The organism is Mucilaginibacter sp., from assembly GCF_965225845.1.
Lineage (GTDB): Bacteria > Bacteroidota > Bacteroidia > Sphingobacteriales > Sphingobacteriaceae > Mucilaginibacter.
Map to the genome: position 1 here is coordinate 1,723,879 of NZ_CBDDBL010000002.1, position 17,306 is coordinate 1,741,184.

Consider the following 17,306-nt stretch of genomic DNA (forward strand, 5'->3'; position numbering starts at 1 on the left):
GTGCAAATGTAATGCTATTAAAGGATATATACAAGTAGCATTACATAATTAGATCGCATCATCCACCAAATACAAAATCGACTCATAATTTTGGTTAACCGCCTGGCTCATGGCCATTTCACAGGTTTTGGTTGATGAATAATAACCATCGTATTTATGCTGGTTAACTTCCAACGCCTCCGGCATTGTGGCCGACTCTGTAAGTTCCGGAAACAGAAAGCCCCTATCACCGGCCATCCCACAACATCCCGCATGCAGCGGAACCGTCACATGCTCTGCAAAATTGCGGGCAAGATTTACAAACTTATCCTGTGTATGCATTTTTTGTAAAGAGCAAACCGGGTGCAATACGATATTTCCTTTTTTAACTGTAATACTTAACAATGGCATAACCATATCATGCATATAATCAACGCTGTCCAAAATTCTCAGTGCATCATATTTTAACTGTTTATCTGCTGAAAGCAGCGGCCGTAAATTTTTAAGGGAATATGCGCATGAACTTACATCAACCACGATTTTTACTTTTCCCTCGCGGCTATTGAGCCATAACTTTTCAATTATTTCATTGGCTTTAAAAGTGTAAGCATCCTTGTATCCTTTAGATGAAAATATCTGGCTGCAGCATAAACCTGAACTATCATTCAAAACCTCAACCGCAATACCTGCTTTTTGTGATATGCTGATAAAAGTCTCCATTATGTTCTTTTTACCATCCTCCCCGCTTCCCATCATTAGGGATATACAGCTTGGGAAGTAAAGCACCCTATCTGTCGAGTCAGAGTTAAATCTTTTACTTTTTAACACTGCCAGGTTCGGCGGATAGGCAATTTGCTCTGACCATAAAGGCATGGCTGGCACAATCCTTTTTAAACCAGCTGTAAGTTTGGTCATGCTTTTTTTACCGAAGATATTATTGACAATATTCCCCGCCTTCAATCCAAATCTCGCCATCAACACAGCAAAACCAAAGTTTTTTGCTACAGTCAATGCCACCTTATTAGCAAAAGCCGAATGATTTTCTCGTCGTAACCTTTTAACCAGGTCGCCGGTATTGATATCTACCGGGCAGGCGGTGGCGCATAGGCCATCCACCGCGCAGGTATCCAAACCATCGTATTGATATTGATGTAGCAAGGTTGCATAGTTATCCTTATCACCACTTTGCTCCATTTTTTTTAACTCACGCCTGATCACAATTCTCCGGCGTGGGGTTGTGGTTAAATTACGGCTCGGGCATTTGTGTTCGCAATAACCGCACTCGGTACACTGATCAACCTCATGCTCAACTGTCGGCAGCAGTTTTATATTTTTAATGTGGACGTCCTTATCGGCATTAATAATAACACCCGGATTAAGCAACGATTTAGGGTCAACAGACTGCTTAATTTGTTTCATCAGTTCGTACAACTCCCCACCCCATTCGGTTTCCACAAATGGCGCCATATTGCGGCCTGTGCCATGTTCGGCTTTTAGTGTACCGTCATATTTATTAACCACCACATCAACCATTTCCTTCATAAACCGGTCGTAGCGATCAATTTCACTAGCATCATTAAACGATGGCGTAATTAAAAAATGGATATTACCATCCTTGGCATGCCCAAAGACAATGGCATTATGATATTTATATTTTTTAAATAAACTATGTAAATCCAATATCGCATCGCCCAGTTTCTCAACCGAGAAGGCCACGTCTTCCAATATCACCGTTGAACCGCTTTTACGCACTGCGCCTACCGACGGGAATAATCCCTTACGCACTTTCCAGAAGTACTCCTGTTCAACCGGGTTGCTGGTAAATGTGGGTGCCTGGAGCAATGACAAGTTTGATACTTTTACTAAAAAAGCATTTACCTTTTCCTCCAACTCAGCATAACTTGCTTCCTGGAATTCGATCAACAGAGCAGCTGCATTTTCAGGCAACTGTTTGATAATGGCTGGGAGGTTGGGCATATCCTCAATCGCTTTTAAAGATGCCCTGTCCATCAATTCCACTGCCCTTGCCCCTGCATCAATCAAGGGCACAAGCGCCTGGCACGAAGTATAAATATCAGGAAAGTATAATAGCGCCGTCGATTTGTATTTAAGATCGGGGATGGTTTTCAGTATAGCTTCGGATATGAATGCAAGCGTACCCTCGGCACCAATTAATAAATGGGCTAAGATATCGAGCGGATGCTCAAAATCTATCAACGAGTTTAGGGAATAGCCAACTGTATTTTTTTGGCGGTATTTTCTTCGGATCTTATCGTAAAGATCATGATTAATCAAGATGGTTTTTCTTGCCTGCAAAAGCACCTCACTTAATCCGCCACATTCTGCAACGAAACGGTCATAGTCACTTGTATCTTCAGTATTAAAACGTTTACCATCCGGCAAAATAAACCTGATATGCTTTACCGTATGATAGGAATTTAATTTAACACCACAGCACATACCGCTGGAGTTATTGGATAATATCCCTCCCATCATTGCTGAATTCATACTCGCCGGATCCGGGCCAATCTTAGTTTTATATTTACTCAGATAAGAATTTACCATTGCGCCGGTTACGCCCGGTTGCACCCTGACTAAAGCGCCGTCGTCTTCAATAACTACCTTATCCCAAAACTGGCTCAGTTCCACCAAAATACCATCGGTAATAGATTGCCCCGACAAGCTGGTACCACCAGTACGGAAAACTAAAGGAATGCTATTTTCTGCCGAGAATTTAAATAGCGCAACAATCTCATCTTCATCAAGTGGCTGCACAACTGCCTTAGGAACTAAACGGTAAAATCCTGCATCGGCGGCATAGGACACCAGGTCTATCAACCTTGTTTTTATTCGGGATGATGGAAGGATGGCCTGTAATTGATTGTTAATATCCATTATGAAGTATTACACCCAAAGTTAATAAACTAAAATATAGGGTGTATGTAATCGGCTAATTACGTTCAATTAAATATTATTCGTTTAAATTAATATGCCCTAAATCCCCGACATTGGATGACTATTTTATGACAGTATAATTTCCTTGCAATTTTTAAAAATTAGTATTAAATAGCTATAAATAAGGTATATATGGCTGTTTACACCATTATGGAATAGTTTTGGATAAAACCTATGAAACTAAAACACAACAACCATGACAAATCTATTGTACATCATCGCTGTAATCCTGGTAATATGCTGGGCTGTCGGATTCTTTGCTTATTCAGCTGGCGGAATCATTCACGTATTATTGGTAATCGCTATCATAGCATTAATTCTCGGCGTAATTCGCAGGGCATAAATTATTTACTTTAAAAAGCCGGTCAGGAATTTTCTGGTCGGCTTTTTTGTTGAATATAAAAAAACCATACAAAAAGGGCGATGAAAAATTCATCGCCCTTTTTGTATGCTAAGCTTTTAGTGTTTAAAAAGCTTATTTATTATTTAGCAGCTACTGCTTTTTTAACAGTGCTTTTTGCGGCTCCGACCCTTGCAGCTACTGACCTTTTTGCAGTTGATTCACCATTTTTAGCAGTAGTAGTTTTTGCAGCTACTGCTTTTTTAGCATGTGCTGTTTCACTTTTAGCTTTAGCAGTAACTTCTTTTGCTTTTGTTGAAGCTTTCGCTCTTACATCAGCAGCTTCTTTTTTAGCAGCAGCAATTTCTGTTTTTGCTTTAGCTGTTATTTCTTTTGCTTTGGTATCGGCTTTAGCTTTTACATCAGCAGCAACTTCTTTTGCTTTTGTTGCAGCAGCAGATGCTTTGTGCGCTACAGTAGTTTTAGCAGCAGTAGCTTTTTTAGCAACTGTTTCTTTTTTACCTGCTACCGATTTTTTAACGCTGTCGATAGTATCGCCTGCTTTATCTTTTAATTCTTCTGCATTTTCTTTGGTATCGTCCCAAAGGCTTTCAATTGTTTCTTTAACCTTCTCAAAAAATCCCTTTTCTTCAGGTTTAGTGCTGTTTGTGCTCATGGTATTTATATTTAGATTGTTTTTATAAATTTTATATAAACTTCACAATCCAAGTATTGTACCACTTATTTCAGCACCTGTTAAAAGTTAGGTTTTAGTACATATTTATCATAAAAACGAAAAATATGATCAGTTGCTTCTTTGGCAGTGTCTACCAAACGATACAAATTCAAATCATCAGGTGCAATATTATGTTCATGCTCCAGCATATTCTTTTTAACCCAGTCAAACAAGCCGCCCCAATAATCTACCCCAATAAATACGATGGGGAAACGGGCAATTTTACCGGTTTGAATCAAGGTCATCGCCTCAAAGGCCTCATCCATAGTGCCGAAGCCGCCGGGCAATACAATAAAGCCTTGAGAGTATTTCATGAACATTACTTTGCGTACAAAGAAGTAATCAAAGTCGAGGATCTTATCCCTATCGATGTATTTATTGTGAAATTGCTCAAAAGGCAGTTCAATATTCAATCCTACCGACTTCCCTCCTGCTTCATAAGCACCTTTATTGGCGGCCTCCATAATACCGGGGCCACCGCCGGATATTACACCATAACCACGCTCTGAAAGTAAGCGGGCACAAGTTTCAGATATTCCATAGTACTTATTGTCAATACGGGTACGCGCCGATCCGAATATGGAAACGCAAGGGCCTATTTTAGCCAGCTTATCAAAGCCGTCAACAAATTCGGCCATTATTTTAAATATCTGCCAGGAGTCGGTTACCTTAATTTCCTGCCAGTCCTTGTTTTCAAACGCGCGTCTTATTTTATCATCATTAGTCATAGAAAATATAATATAGTAAAAGGTATTAATCAGATTTGTGCATTTTTTGTTTTGGACGAGGAGAAAATCAACAAGCCTAAAAAGGTGATGAGGCCATTAACCAGTATTAGTTCATTATCAAAGGTGTAACCGAATAACCTTGCAGAATTAGAGCTTAAATAATAACAGACAGCAGGCGATATAACACAAATAAAAGGAACTAACTTATCATAAACCTGCCTGTTTTTTAGCATCAACCCGAAGCTATATAAACCAAGCAACGGACCATAAGTATATGAAGCCACCTGGAATATGGCCGTTACAACTGCCTTATTGTTAATGGAATTAAATATCACAATGGTTAACAGCATAGCAAACGAGAAACCTACATGCACGAAATGCCGTATGCTGACCTTCCTTTTACTATTTAGCGAAACATCGCCTTTATTAAAATTTAAAAAATCAACACAAAACGAGGTTGTTAATGCGGTAAGTGCGGAATCAGTAGTGGCGAATGTAGCTGCCGTTAAACCCAGCATAAATACCATCCCGGGAATTATACCTAAATATTTAAGGGCGATTGTAGGGTATAGATAATCTGTTTTGGCAACCGTAATGCCATTATGTGCCGCGTAGATGTAAAGCAACGCCCCAACGCTTAAAAAGAAAATATTAATGAACACAAATACGGCTGTAAAGCTGAACATATTTTTTTGCGCTTCGCGGATATTTTTTAGGCTGAGGTTTTTCTGCATCAGGTCCTGGTCGAGGCCTACCATACCAACGGTTATAAATAAGCCGCCCACAAATGCCTTAACAAAATGGAATTTGCTGGTGAGGAAATCATTGAAGAAGAATATTTTAGAATAGCTGCTATTTTTGATAACCTCGGCAGCTTCAAAAACACTGTAGTTCAGGCTGCGGCAAATGAAATAGATCGATAGAAAAACCGAGGAAACAAGGAATAAGGTTTGCAAGCTATCGGTAATGATGATGGTTTTTAATCCACCCTTAAATGTATACAGCCAGATGAGCAAAAGGCAGATCATCCCGGTAACGGCAAAAGGGATATGATAGCTATCGAATATAAATTTCTGCAAAACGATCACCACCAAATACAGCCGGAAAGCCGAACCTATAATCCGGCTGATCAGAAAGATCCCGGCGGCTGTTTTATAACTCCATTTACCTAAAGCACCTTCAATATAACCATAAATAGAAGTTAGCTGTAAACGATAATAAAGCGGCAACAATACAGTAGCGATGATAATAAACCCGGCTGCATTGCCTAATACGAACTGAAAGTATTCAAACTGATCGCCGGTTGGCGCCCCTACTTTACCGGGAACAGATATAAACGTAACGCCGCTCAGCGCTGTGCCAATCATCCCAAAGGCAACCAGGTACCATTTTGAATTTCGGTTAGCAACAAAAAAAGTATCGTTATCCGATGATTTGCGCGAGGTTAGATACGAGATAACCAGCAGCACCAGGAAGTAACCGATAATAAATGACAACAGTACCGCGGGAGACATTCAAGCTTAATTTTAGATGGCCAGTATTTGGAAGCAAGATAGGAATAAAACCTAAAAAAGAAATTTGGATTAAATATAAATCAAGCGGAATCAACCAAACTATTCAATTTATATAATGTTGATTTGCTAAGTTATGAGCATTTTTCAACTCAATAAGTCAGAATACCTTTCACATGTAGTTTACCTAATAAAATGCCTGTTAGGTGTTGTTATCTGCTATGTTTTATACAAAGCCATTCCACAATATCCCTTTTACTGGTCGCTGGTTTCGGTGGCATTGGCAACCTCGCTTGATAGTACCAATAACCAGGCTTATGACCGGATCAAAGCAAACACATTGGGTTGCGCGGTTGGTATTTGCATTTACCCTATCCAATTACCTGAACTGGGATTGATATGTATAGGTATTACCATCACAATTTTTTTGGGGATCGGTTTAAAAATAAGCAGTACTATACGGAGTGCGCTTGCAGGATTGATCATTGTAACCTTACAGGTAGAACAAACAAAGCATTGGTATATTGCTTTGGAGCGGGTGGTTTGCGTAGTGGCGGGATGTTTAGTGGCTTTGCTGATAACACTCGTTTTCAACTGGCTAAAGCCGGAGCGATGGTTTGCGAAGAGAAATAGGTAATATCAAACAAAAAAGTCATTGCGAGGAACGAAGCAATCTTTATACGCTACAGGGCGGACTTGCTTATGTTAACATTGCTTCGTTCCTTGCAATGACGCTTGTATAATAATCTAATTACCTTGTATAATTCGGAGCTTCTTTAGTGATCGTTATATCGTGAGGATGTGATTCACGAATACCTGAAGCGGTGATGCGAACAAATTTTGCGTTTTGTAAAGTTGGGATATCCTTAGCACCGCAGTAGCCCATACTCGCGCGTAAACCACCAACATATTGATAAACAACTTCGGCTAAAGTGCCTTTGTATGGTACACGGCCCACGATACCTTCAGGAACCAGTTTCTTGATATCATCCTCAACATCCTGAAAGTAACGGTCTTTTGAACCAGATTCCATCGCTTCGATAGAACCCATACCACGGTATGATTTAAACCGGCGGCCTTCGTAAATAATACTTTCGCCCGGTGATTCTTCAACCCCTGCAAACAATGAGCCTGCCATGATAGATCCAGCACCGGCAGCGATTGCTTTGGCAATATCCCCAGTATGTTTTATACCACCATCAGCAATAACAGGTATACCTGTACCTTTTAAGGCTTCAGCACATTCGTAAACTGCATACAATTGTGGTACACCCACACCTGCAATAATACGTGTAGTACAAATTGAACCCGGACCTATACCAACCTTAACCCCGTCAGCGCCTGCATTAGCTAATGCAATGGCAGCATTTCCGGTTGCAACGTTACCTGCAATAACCTGCAAATTAGGATATGCAGCTTTAACTTCTTTTAATTTGTTAATTACCCCTAAAGAGTGACCATGAGCAGTATCAATCGCTATAACATCAACACCTGCCTTGTATAAAGCTTCTACCCTCTCCATGGTATCAGCAGTAACACCAACAGCAGCACCCACTCGCAGGCGGCCGTGTTCGTCTTTACAGGCATTGGGGAAGTTTCTGAATTTTTGGATATCCTTAAAAGTGATCAAACCTATCAAAACACCATTGTCATCAACAACAGGTAGTTTCTCGATTTTATGATTTTGCAGGATCTCTTCAGCCTGAACTAAGGTGGTACCTTTAGGCGCAGTGATCAGACCATCTTTGGTCATGATATCACTTACCGGCTTGGTTGCATCTTTCTCGAAACGGAGATCGCGGTTGGTGAGGATACCTTTTAATTTTCCACTGCCATCAATAACGGGGATACCACCTATACGGTATTCCTTCATTATTTTAAAGGCATCACCCAGCAAAGCGTTTTCGTGTAAAGTAACCGGATCCTGGATCATACCACTTTCTGAGCGTTTAACTTTACGGACTTCATCGGCCTGGCGCTGGATGCTCATATTTTTATGCAGCATACCTAAACCACCTGCTTGCGCCATAGCAATTGCCAAAGCAGCTTCGGTAACAGTATCCATTGCCGCTGATACCAGCGGAACGTTCAATTTTATTTTTTTTGTTAAATAAGAACTGGTGTCAACCTCACGTGGTAACACTTCAGAATAAGCAGGAAGTAGCAGGACATCATCGTAGGTTAAACCTTCGGCAACAAATTTGGAGGGGTTTGATTGCATGGCAAATATTTTATTATTTGCCGGACAAAGATACAATAAATTTCGGATTTTGGATGGACTAAACCGGAATTCTTAATTTGATGATTTGCGGATGATAATAGTAATATGTTAAAAAATTGAATTCGTCAGGATGAAATACAATATTCAATACGGTCTGTTAATTTATCTATCAGATAACTAATCGCGCCATAAATAAGGAAAGAGCAATAATGAAGTAACGACTACAATAACATTTATAGCAAACAGAATACCTATGTTATTATAAATTAAACTACGGCTAATTCCATCTATAGCGCTTTTACTTATTTTTATCAATATTAGGATTACCGGAATAATAACCGGGAAGCTCAATATTGCCATTAAAGTGCCATTGTTGCCGGCTTTTGATGCGATTGCGGAGATCATGGTAAAAACTGTTGAAAAACTTGTGCTACCTAATAAAACAGCTATAACATAGTATAGCGGATCGCCAATATCGTTAGGAAAAAACAATAAATAAACAATTAATGCCAATATGCTTAAAAGCGACATTAGCAGGATATTATATATTGTTTTAGAGAGAATTATAGCATGTGGACTTGCAATAGAATAATAATATAACAGCCGCCCTTTGTTTTCCTGTATAAAACTTTTGGCTATGGCATTTACTGACGCAAAAAGAATAATGATCCAGAAAATGATATTCCAAACTATAGGATAGCCTTTCATGTCTTTAAAACCAGGCGTCAAACTGAATGACATATAGCATACAAAAACTGTAGATACTACATAAAGCAAAACACCGTTAAAAGCATATTTTGAACGCCATTCTAACAGTATTTCTTTTTTTAGCAAATTCCACGTTTGGTTGAGCATTGTGGCACGAAGATAACAATTAGCTGTTAATTACCTGCCTTTCGCTACAACTCAACGCCGAGATTTAAAAGCTTTTGCATTTTTTCGTGCAGCTCATACGGTTGAAATGGTTTTGATAATACATCATTCATACCTGCAGCTATCGCTTCATTTTTTTCATGATCCAATGCCGCTGCCGATAGCGAAATAATTGGAATGCTTCTTTTGGGCTCATCAAAATCAATACGTATGGTTTTCGCCGTCTGATAACCATTCATTTCAGGCATATGAGTATCCATCAGTATCATATCGAAATCATCATGATGCAGTTTTTCAATAACCTTACGGCCATTATCAACAAGCTCAACATTAACTTTCCAATCCTTTAACATTTTTGATAAGATAAATTGATTAACCATATTATCTTCAGCCACCAAAACATTAACCTGGTTAAAGGGCATAAGTTTATCAACATCAGCATCTTTAACTTTTGGTTTTGATGCTATTGTATACCAATTTGTAAAATTGAATACGCTCCCTTTACCTACCTGGCTGCTAAAAGTGAGTTCGCCACCTTTTAATTCAGCAAGTTTTTTAACTATAGTAAGCCCTAAGCCCGTACCACCATATTTATTTGAAGTATCGTCCTCAGCTTGTTCAAACGAATCGAAGATTTTTGATAAACTGTTAGCTGCAATACCTATGCCTGTATCTTCTACAGAAAATCTCAATTGTACCTTATCTTGTTGTTTATCAATGATCGTTATTTTCAATTTAACATAACCCCTGTCTGTAAATTTAATTGCATTGCTAAGCAAATTCATTAAAATCTGGTTTAAACGCAGGTAATCTATCAATAAATATTCAGGTATTTCCGGGTCTACCTCTAAAAGCAGATCAACAAGTTTTTCATCAGCTTTAAATTTTAGCAATTTATAAACAGAATTGACTATTTCATTTAAATTACTAACTGAACGTACAATATTAAACTTTCCGGCTTCTATTTTTGAAATATCAAGTACATCATTAATTATACCTAATAATGACTGTGACGATGATTCTAATAGCTCTAATATGCCTGTTTGCTGGTCGGTTAATGTTGTTTTACGCAACAATTGCGTTAAACCAAGTACACCGTTTACCGGAGTACGAAGTTCATGGCTCATATTTGCCAGGAATGTTTCTTTAACCTTTTTATCGTGTTCGGCAATCTCTTTTGATTTTACCAGCTGTTGCAAATAGCTTTTTTGAGGCGATATATTACTGATATTGATAAAGATGGTTTTGTTATGGTATGATGCCCGGCATTCAACCCATATAATGCTCTTGTCGAACGTTTGAAATTGGAATTCAAACACCGAAAAACCAACATTATCTTTAATAATTTCCCCAAGCTTATTTTTTAATTCTATCTGATCTTTTTCGATAGCAAAATCAACAATATTTTTTCCTACAACTTCATCGGGTTTATAACCTAATATTTTCTCAACGGTTGGGTTAATGGTTTTTACCCTTAAAGTTTGGGCGTCAACTGCACAAATTACGTCTGCACAATTATTTACAACAATAGAATAATTCTCCAGCTCTTCATTTTTCCGAATAATTTCGGCCTGGTAACGCGCCAGTTGTATAAATGAATCTACTTTCGCAGCGGTGATAAACGGGTCGAGTGGTTTGTAAAGATAATCCACTGCACCACTGCCGTATCCTCTGATTGCATATTTTGATTCTTTTGAAATGGCTGTAACAAAAATTACAAAGATATCTTTAGTCCGGGGATTTGATTTAAGCATATCAACAAGCTCAAATCCATCTATTTCGGGCATCTGCACATCAACTAAAGCGATAGCAATACTATTTTCCCAGGCAATTTTTAGGGCATCGTTAGGTGAAGTGGTAGAAAATATTTTAATGTCATCACGTTTTATTAGCGCTTCCAGCGCAATAATATTTTCTTCTCTGTCATCAACAATAAGAATGTTAACCGGGGTCATTTAAAATTGTATAAGTGTGTCGATGTGTTAATTTTTTATTAGTTCAAAAATCTCATTTGAACTTAACTTGTATTCTGCCGCATCAATTTCAATTGCCGATAGAGGCATTTGCGGCATTTCTGCATCGTCCGGATCTTGTACTATAGTTAAACTGCCTGCATCGCGCAATTTTAACATCCCTTCAGCGCCATCCTGATTTGCGCCTGAAAGTAATATTACAGTACAACGGCCTTTAAAAGCCTCAGCAGCGCTTTCAAATGTCACATCAATTGATGGCTTTGAATACCATATAGCTTCAGAGACATCCAACCCAAAACTACCATCCTTTTCGATAAGTGTATGGTAATTAGCCGGAGCAATATAAATTGTATTTTTTGTTACTTTCTCTTTGTCTGTAATTTCTCCTAGTGAGATACGAGAATTTTCAGCGAACAGTTTTTCTATTTCGCTGAAAAAATTTTTTTTCCGGTGAATGATTATGATAACTGCCTTACCCAGGTCAGCACTGAAATTTTTAACGATAGTGAATATCAGTTTAAATGACCCGGCAGAACCTCCGATCAATAAAACTTCTGATCGTTGCCAGCGTGTAATTATGTTATTATCAAGAGACAATTTTTTGATATATATTTTCTTTACTGTTGATTACCTTAAACTTCTTTTTAAATTTATCCGAGCGGATAGTTTCTTTACTGCCCATACATAAAAAGCCTAATGGAGCTAAACTGTTGTAAAATAACTCCAATATTTTTTCCTGCAACTCACTTTCAAAATAGATGAAGACATTTCGGCAGCTGATGATCTGAAACTCATTAAAAATAGCATCAGATACCAGGTTATGTACAGAAAATAACGTATTATGTTTTAACTCACTGTGTACAGTTGCGGCATCATACATAATGGTAAAATGATCAGTTAAAGAGCCTTTTAAGCCCGAAAATTGGTAATTCTCAGCATAGCTCTTTATTTTTTTGAGGCTGTAAATACCTTTCCGCGCTTCCTTGAGCATTTCGGTATTAATATCGGTACCATAGATAAACGACTTTTTCCTTAAGCCGGCCTCATTCAGTAAAATTGCTAACGAATACACCTCCTCACCCGAGGAACAACCTGCACTCCAGGCCTTAATGTGCTGATACGTAGACAAGTATGGTATAACCTGGTTGTTAAGTGCTTTATAAAATGACGGGTCGCGAAACATTTCTGTAACGTTCACGGTAATCTCATCCAAAAACTCCTGAAAAAAGGCCTGGTTATTTACCAGTACATGCTTCAAATCGTAAAAAGACTGCTTTTTATTCTGCATTATACGCAAAACTCTGCGCTTTAATGAGGCTTTAGAATAAGATGAAAAGTCAAAACCATGAAATTTCTTAATCAGATCTATTAATTCATCTAATTGCTGTACTGATATGATTTCCTGTTCTGTATACATAATTAATTACCCAACCACAACTGCATCAATGCAATTAACCTGTCCATATCAACCGGTTTTGTGATGTAATCATTCGCGCCGGCCGCTATGCATTTTTCGCGGTCATCCTTCATTGCTTTTGCGGTTAAAGCTATTACAGGTAACTTGGCCCATTTGTTTTGTTTACGAATATAACGAGTTGCTTCGTAACCATCCATTTTAGGCATCATGATGTCCATCAGCACAATATCAATGTCGCTGTTTTCTTCAAGCTTGGTTATTGCCTCTTCCCCGTCGTTGGCTATTTCAACTATCAGGTCATAGGTTTGCAGGGCACTGCTTAAAGCGAAGATATTACGCATATCATCATCAACAATCAGTACTTTTTTACCTTTAATAGCATCCTTTCCTTTATTAAATGCTTTTTCTGCCGAACCTGTTAGTGGTGACGGACGTTTGTTTACTTCGCTGATCTTATTCAGGAACAGATTAACCTCGTCAATAAGCCTGTCAGATGATTTGCTGGTTTTAACGACCATGGCGTTTGCATATTTCATCAGCCTGTTTACTGATATTTTATCCAGTTCCATAGCGGTGTTTACGATAACCGGTAATTCGGCAAATTCATCAACTTCTTTGATCTTATCTAACAAGTCCAATCCTGAAATATCAGGCAGGTTAAGATCCAAGATGACGCATTGATATTCACGCTCATGTAACATCCTGAATGCTGATTCACCATCAAAAGCCTGATCAACCGTGATACCCTGGTTTTCCATCATTTCTTTCAATGCCTGACTTTGTGCCTTATGATCCTCTACCAATAATATCTGCTTGAATTTGGCGCCGTTTTGCTGCATAATATCTGTAAACAGTTTATCCAATGCACCTGTATCAATCGGTTTTTTAAGGAAACTGATAGCCCCCTCGCGCCTAACCCTGTTTGCCGGTGTATCGCCAGCAGACATTAAGTGGACCGGGATATGCATAGTTTCGGGCGATGCTTTTAACTCTTTTAATATTTGCCATCCATCTTTACCCGGCAGCATAATATCCAATATTACGGCATCAGGCATATGCTCTTTAATGATCTCTACGGCGTTGGTACCCTCGTTTACCATCACTGATTTGTAGCCATGATCGCGGGAGTAATCCTGCAAAATGTTAGCGAAGTTCTTATCATCCTCCACAATTATAACCAACGGTTCCCTGTTTGGATCACGCGCTAATTGAGCAGCAGGTTTTAGGAAGCTAGCTTTCGTTGGGTTGAAATTTTCTACCGTCGGTACTGATTCTTCCTCTGAAACGGGCACGGCCTTAGCTTCAAACGGAACGGTTAATATAAATTCGCTCCCAACTCCCGGCTCGCTGTTCAATGTAATAGTACCGCCCAATAAAGTAGTTAACTCCCGGCTAATCGACAACCCTAAACCGGTACCTCCATATTTACGGCTTGTTGAACCATCTGCCTGCTGGAAAGCTTCGAAAATAATACGTTGTTTTTCCTTAGGGATACCAACACCTGTATCTTTTATGCTGAAACTGATAGTGTTCTCAACCGGACCGGGTATAACATCAATAGCTATTGAACCACCTTCAGGTGTGAATTTAAATGCATTTGATAACAGGTTCTTGATCACCTGTTCTATCCTAACCTTATCAGTAAACAGGGCCTTAGGTACATCCTTAACGCTATTGGTGAATTTAATATTTTTGTTTGATGCAACTTCGGCAAAAAGCATTTCCATATCCTTCAATATGTCGGCTATTTTAATTTGTTCGTTTTGCATTTCAAGTTTTCCTGATTCAATCTTGGATAGATCAAGAATATCATTGATCAGTGTTAACAGATCATTCCCGGCATTAAATATCACACTGGCATATTTGATCTGATCTTCTGAGAGGTTCAATGGTTTATTATCTTTCAGTATACGCGCCAAAACCAAAATACTGTTTAAAGGCGTGCGCAACTCATGGCTCATATTAGCCAGAAATTCTGATTTATATTTACCGGTAGTTTCCAGTTCCTCTACCTTAAGATTTATAGACGCTCGTGCTTCTTCGATAGCCTGGTTTTTTTCTTCCAATAAGCTGGCTTTTTCCTCCAACTCGGAGTTGATGCTGCGCAGTTCTTCCTGCTGTACACGCAGTTCTTCTTCAGATGCTTCCAACATTTCTGTTTTGTTCATCAGCTCTTCGTTGGTAACACGCATTTCCTCCTGTTGCGCTTCCAGTTCCTCGGCTTGTTGCTGGGTTTCCTCAAACAGGTCGTTCATGATGGTACGTGCCTGTGCGGTATTTATAGCAATGCCAATATCATTGGCTATCTCAGTAATATAATCCTGAATATTCTTATCCAGTTCATCTTTAAAAGCCAGCTCCATAACGCCGATCAGGCGTTTATCAAATGTGAATGGTAAAATAATGCTTTCAACCTGGTTGTCATAAATAATGGAGCTTTGCAGATCAAGCTTATCGTTGAATTTACCTTTAACAACAGCCATCTTACCATTTTTGGCAGCCTGCCCTAACCATCCTTCAGTTAATTTAACATTTTTTTTCAAAACGCTCAGATCATGAAAAGCGTAAGAAGCATACAACTCCAAGCGTTCTTCCGCTTCATTATACAGGTAGAATGTTCCCGAAAATGCTTTAGTATAATTTACTACTTCGTTTAAAATATTTTCGGCAAGATCTTTCTCGCTTTGCTGGCCCTGCATTTTTTCGTTTAAGATGCCGGTTCCGGTAAGCAGCCAGTTTTTAGCCTCGTTTTCAGCCAGTACTTTTTCGAGCTCAATATTGGCAATACGTATCTCTTCTTCTATTTTCTTTTGTTCCTCAAATGTGCGTTGTATATAATAAAACAAAACAATAATGATTACCAGAAAAATTGCAGAACCTGTACTTATAAATATGATAGCTTTAGTTGATGCAGCTTCAGAACTTAATTTACGATCATTCAATAACTTGTTTTCTGTATCAATGATATGGTTGGTGAGTAATCGGATCTCATCCATGTTTTTCTTACCATTCAAAAACATACCACTTTGAACCATGTAATCAAGGCCTTTTGTGGAGCGGGTTTCAATATTAGCTTTTAATATCCCTAGTTGATTAGCAACAAGCGCATTTAATGAATCGACACGGGCAACTTCTACAGAATTATCAGAAATAAGTGTGTGCAAATTTTCAAGATCGGTATGGATCAGAGGTATTGCGGCAGTATAAGGGTCTAAAAAAACAGGATTAGCAGTTGCTCCGTAACCACGCATACCTGTTTCGGCATCTATCATCAACTGCAACAAATTAGTTGATGTTTTTATAACCTTTTGTGTGTGTTCTACCAGCTTGGTGTCATCCTCCAACTGGTTGATATTTTTTACGGATAGTACACCAACTATTAGAACTAAAATAATTGATGCTATGAAACCGGTAAGTACCTGGTTTCGAAAGGACAGTTTTAACATTTAGGATAGATTAATGTGATACAAATATGTTAAAAAAAATTAATTCATAGTATAATGATTGAACAACTTAAGGTTTTGCTAAATCATTTAATAGAATTAATCAATTTTAAAATTGCCAGCTTTTTTACTTACCAAAGTACCACCCACAGCTAATAAACTACTGATAAATAGTAAATACCATCCCCATTTAAATTTAAGTTGACTGGATAAAAAACCTGATATGGAATGAAATGGTATAAAACCAAACGAGGTTTCGACTTTAAGGATAGCGGCTATATAAAATACAACAACCAATACCAGGGATAACCAAGCTGCAAGCCGGGTTATTTTTATCTGGTTAAATACAGTACCGATAATACCTACCACAGGAATCAGCAGCAAAACCATAGCATAAGGTTTATTCAGCGCATAGGCATCCCAGTTTGCTACATGAAAAACCCTTAACAGCGGACAAAATGTTGCAGCAATGATCAGCACAAAACCGGCAAATGATAAGAGTGCAGGTAATCTCATTCTTTTATTGTTGTTTCAGGTCCATTTTATCGGCAAAATGAGCGCAATAATCACGAAGGTCTTCCACAATATTTTTTTCGCCGGTAGCCCTTAAAAATGTGTCGCCCATTGTTTGCAGGGTTTCGTAAAAAAAACGTTTCATATCATCAACCGGCATGTCTTTAGTCCAAAGGTCAATGCGTAAAGTATTTTTGTAGTTATGATCCCATAAGGCTAACATCATTGATTTTACCGGAAGTGCCTCTTTATTTTGTGAGTCGGTTGATTCCCACGTAATATTATCAGGCACATTATTTTCGTCCATATCAATGATTAGTTTTATCTCTGCTTTCTTCATTTTTTATTATCTGACAATTAAGAATATTATTGCGGTCAAAGTTATAAAGCTTAGCTCTACAATCCATATTTTTTTGGTTTCGGGGAAAAAATTCCGGAGCATAACATCTAAAAATGACACTGCTAAAGCAAAAAATAAGAATATCCAGCCAATAGCGGTACCTAATTGCTTCACCTGCATTCCCACAGTTTTAGCGCCATACATCCAAACGTAAAACGCCAGGAATAAAAATAGCGCGCTGGCAAAATTTAACGGGGTGATCCTAACCTTCATGTAG

At 38.5% G+C, this 17,306-nt stretch carries 15 protein-coding genes; 2 read left to right on the forward strand and 13 right to left on the reverse strand.

Going from position 1 to position 17,306, the window contains the following annotated elements:
* Positions 1–48 precede the first annotated feature (48 nt).
* Positions 49–2,874, reverse strand: a complete 2,826-nt coding sequence (locus ACYZ0U_RS11620) for an FAD-binding and (Fe-S)-binding domain-containing protein (protein WP_461452382.1) — start codon at positions 2,872–2,874, stop codon at positions 49–51.
* 256 nt (positions 2,875–3,130) lie between these two features.
* On the opposite strand from ACYZ0U_RS11620, the gene ACYZ0U_RS11625 reads away from it, so the two are divergent.
* Entirely contained in the window at positions 3,131–3,277 is a 147-nt protein-coding gene (locus ACYZ0U_RS11625; protein WP_461452384.1) for a lmo0937 family membrane protein, read from the forward strand.
* 139 nt (positions 3,278–3,416) lie between these two features.
* On the opposite strand, the gene ACYZ0U_RS11630 is transcribed toward ACYZ0U_RS11625, so the two are convergent.
* From ACYZ0U_RS11630 to ACYZ0U_RS11640, 3 genes are all read right to left on the reverse strand, one after another.
* Positions 3,417–3,950, reverse strand: a complete 534-nt coding sequence (locus tag ACYZ0U_RS11630; protein WP_461452386.1) for a hypothetical protein — start codon at positions 3,948–3,950, stop codon at positions 3,417–3,419.
* Positions 3,951–4,030: 80 nt separating this feature from the next.
* The gene (locus ACYZ0U_RS11635; protein WP_461452388.1) at positions 4,031–4,738 is read right to left on the reverse strand and encodes an LOG family protein; all 708 of its coding nucleotides are present in this window, start codon (positions 4,736–4,738) and stop codon (positions 4,031–4,033) included.
* Between the two features lie 29 nt (positions 4,739–4,767).
* Positions 4,768–6,252, reverse strand: a complete 1,485-nt coding sequence (locus ACYZ0U_RS11640) for a sodium:solute symporter (protein WP_461452390.1) — start codon at positions 6,250–6,252, stop codon at positions 4,768–4,770.
* Positions 6,253–6,385: 133 nt separating this feature from the next.
* Between ACYZ0U_RS11640 and ACYZ0U_RS11645 the strand changes: the two genes are divergently transcribed.
* Entirely contained in the window at positions 6,386–6,886 is a 501-nt protein-coding gene (locus ACYZ0U_RS11645; protein WP_461452392.1) for an FUSC family protein, read from the forward strand.
* 114 nt (positions 6,887–7,000) lie between these two features.
* On the opposite strand, the gene guaB is transcribed toward ACYZ0U_RS11645, so the two are convergent.
* From guaB to ACYZ0U_RS11690, 9 genes are all read right to left on the reverse strand, one after another.
* Positions 7,001–8,470, reverse strand: coding sequence for an IMP dehydrogenase (gene guaB / locus ACYZ0U_RS11650; RefSeq protein WP_461452394.1), 1,470 nt, complete (start codon positions 8,468–8,470; stop codon positions 7,001–7,003).
* Between the two features lie 177 nt (positions 8,471–8,647).
* Positions 8,648–9,325: a heme exporter protein CcmB gene (locus ACYZ0U_RS11655; protein ID WP_461452396.1), complete on the reverse strand. Its 678-nt coding sequence runs from the start codon at positions 9,323–9,325 to the stop codon at positions 8,648–8,650.
* Positions 9,326–9,369: 44 nt separating this feature from the next.
* Positions 9,370–11,298, reverse strand: a complete 1,929-nt coding sequence (locus tag ACYZ0U_RS11660) for a hybrid sensor histidine kinase/response regulator (RefSeq protein WP_461452398.1) — start codon at positions 11,296–11,298, stop codon at positions 9,370–9,372.
* Positions 11,299–11,325: 27 nt separating this feature from the next.
* Positions 11,326–11,913: a chemotaxis protein CheB gene (locus ACYZ0U_RS11665; RefSeq protein WP_461452400.1), complete on the reverse strand. Its 588-nt coding sequence runs from the start codon at positions 11,911–11,913 to the stop codon at positions 11,326–11,328.
* The gene (locus ACYZ0U_RS11670) at positions 11,903–12,733 is read right to left on the reverse strand and encodes a CheR family methyltransferase (RefSeq protein WP_461452402.1); all 831 of its coding nucleotides are present in this window, start codon (positions 12,731–12,733) and stop codon (positions 11,903–11,905) included. Before ACYZ0U_RS11670 ends, ACYZ0U_RS11665 begins: the two co-directional genes overlap by 11 nt.
* Before the next feature lie 2 nt (positions 12,734–12,735).
* Complete coding sequence (locus ACYZ0U_RS11675) at positions 12,736–16,179, reverse strand: response regulator (RefSeq protein ID WP_461452404.1); 3,444 nt, start codon at positions 16,177–16,179, stop codon at positions 12,736–12,738.
* A 96-nt stretch (positions 16,180–16,275) separates the two neighbouring features.
* Complete coding sequence (locus tag ACYZ0U_RS11680) at positions 16,276–16,692, reverse strand: hypothetical protein (RefSeq protein WP_461452406.1); 417 nt, start codon at positions 16,690–16,692, stop codon at positions 16,276–16,278.
* A 4-nt stretch (positions 16,693–16,696) separates the two neighbouring features.
* A complete protein-coding gene (gene gldC, locus ACYZ0U_RS11685; protein WP_461452408.1) occupies positions 16,697–17,029 on the reverse strand; it encodes a gliding motility protein GldC in 333 nt (110 codons plus the stop codon).
* Positions 17,030–17,035: 6 nt separating this feature from the next.
* On the reverse strand, positions 17,036–17,302 hold the full coding sequence (locus ACYZ0U_RS11690) for a hypothetical protein (RefSeq protein WP_461452409.1): 267 nt from the start codon (positions 17,300–17,302) through the stop codon (positions 17,036–17,038).
* Positions 17,303–17,306 lie beyond the last annotated feature (4 nt).

Excerpts from the sequence above, each read along its gene's own strand:
- ACYZ0U_RS11620 (WP_461452382.1), bottom strand. The coding sequence starts at position 2,874 with ATGGATATTAACAATCAATTACAGGCCATCCTTCCATCATCCCGAATA.
- ACYZ0U_RS11625 (WP_461452384.1), top strand. The coding sequence starts at position 3,131 with ATGACAAATCTATTGTACATCATCGCTGTAATCCTGGTAATATGCTGG.
- ACYZ0U_RS11630 (WP_461452386.1), bottom strand. The coding sequence starts at position 3,950 with ATGAGCACAAACAGCACTAAACCTGAAGAAAAGGGATTTTTTGAGAAG.
- ACYZ0U_RS11635 (WP_461452388.1), bottom strand. The coding sequence starts at position 4,738 with ATGACTAATGATGATAAAATAAGACGCGCGTTTGAAAACAAGGACTGG.
- ACYZ0U_RS11640 (WP_461452390.1), bottom strand. The coding sequence starts at position 6,252 with ATGTCTCCCGCGGTACTGTTGTCATTTATTATCGGTTACTTCCTGGTG.
- ACYZ0U_RS11645 (WP_461452392.1), top strand. The coding sequence starts at position 6,386 with ATGAGCATTTTTCAACTCAATAAGTCAGAATACCTTTCACATGTAGTT.
- guaB (WP_461452394.1), bottom strand. The coding sequence starts at position 8,470 with ATGCAATCAAACCCCTCCAAATTTGTTGCCGAAGGTTTAACCTACGAT.
- ACYZ0U_RS11655 (WP_461452396.1), bottom strand. The coding sequence starts at position 9,325 with ATGCTCAACCAAACGTGGAATTTGCTAAAAAAAGAAATACTGTTAGAA.
- ACYZ0U_RS11660 (WP_461452398.1), bottom strand. The coding sequence starts at position 11,298 with ATGACCCCGGTTAACATTCTTATTGTTGATGACAGAGAAGAAAATATT.
- ACYZ0U_RS11670 (WP_461452402.1), bottom strand. The coding sequence starts at position 12,733 with ATGTATACAGAACAGGAAATCATATCAGTACAGCAATTAGATGAATTA.
- ACYZ0U_RS11675 (WP_461452404.1), bottom strand. The coding sequence starts at position 16,179 with ATGTTAAAACTGTCCTTTCGAAACCAGGTACTTACCGGTTTCATAGCA.
- ACYZ0U_RS11680 (WP_461452406.1), bottom strand. The coding sequence starts at position 16,692 with ATGAGATTACCTGCACTCTTATCATTTGCCGGTTTTGTGCTGATCATT.
- gldC (WP_461452408.1), bottom strand. The coding sequence starts at position 17,029 with ATGAAGAAAGCAGAGATAAAACTAATCATTGATATGGACGAAAATAAT.
- ACYZ0U_RS11690 (WP_461452409.1), bottom strand. The coding sequence starts at position 17,302 with ATGAAGGTTAGGATCACCCCGTTAAATTTTGCCAGCGCGCTATTTTTA.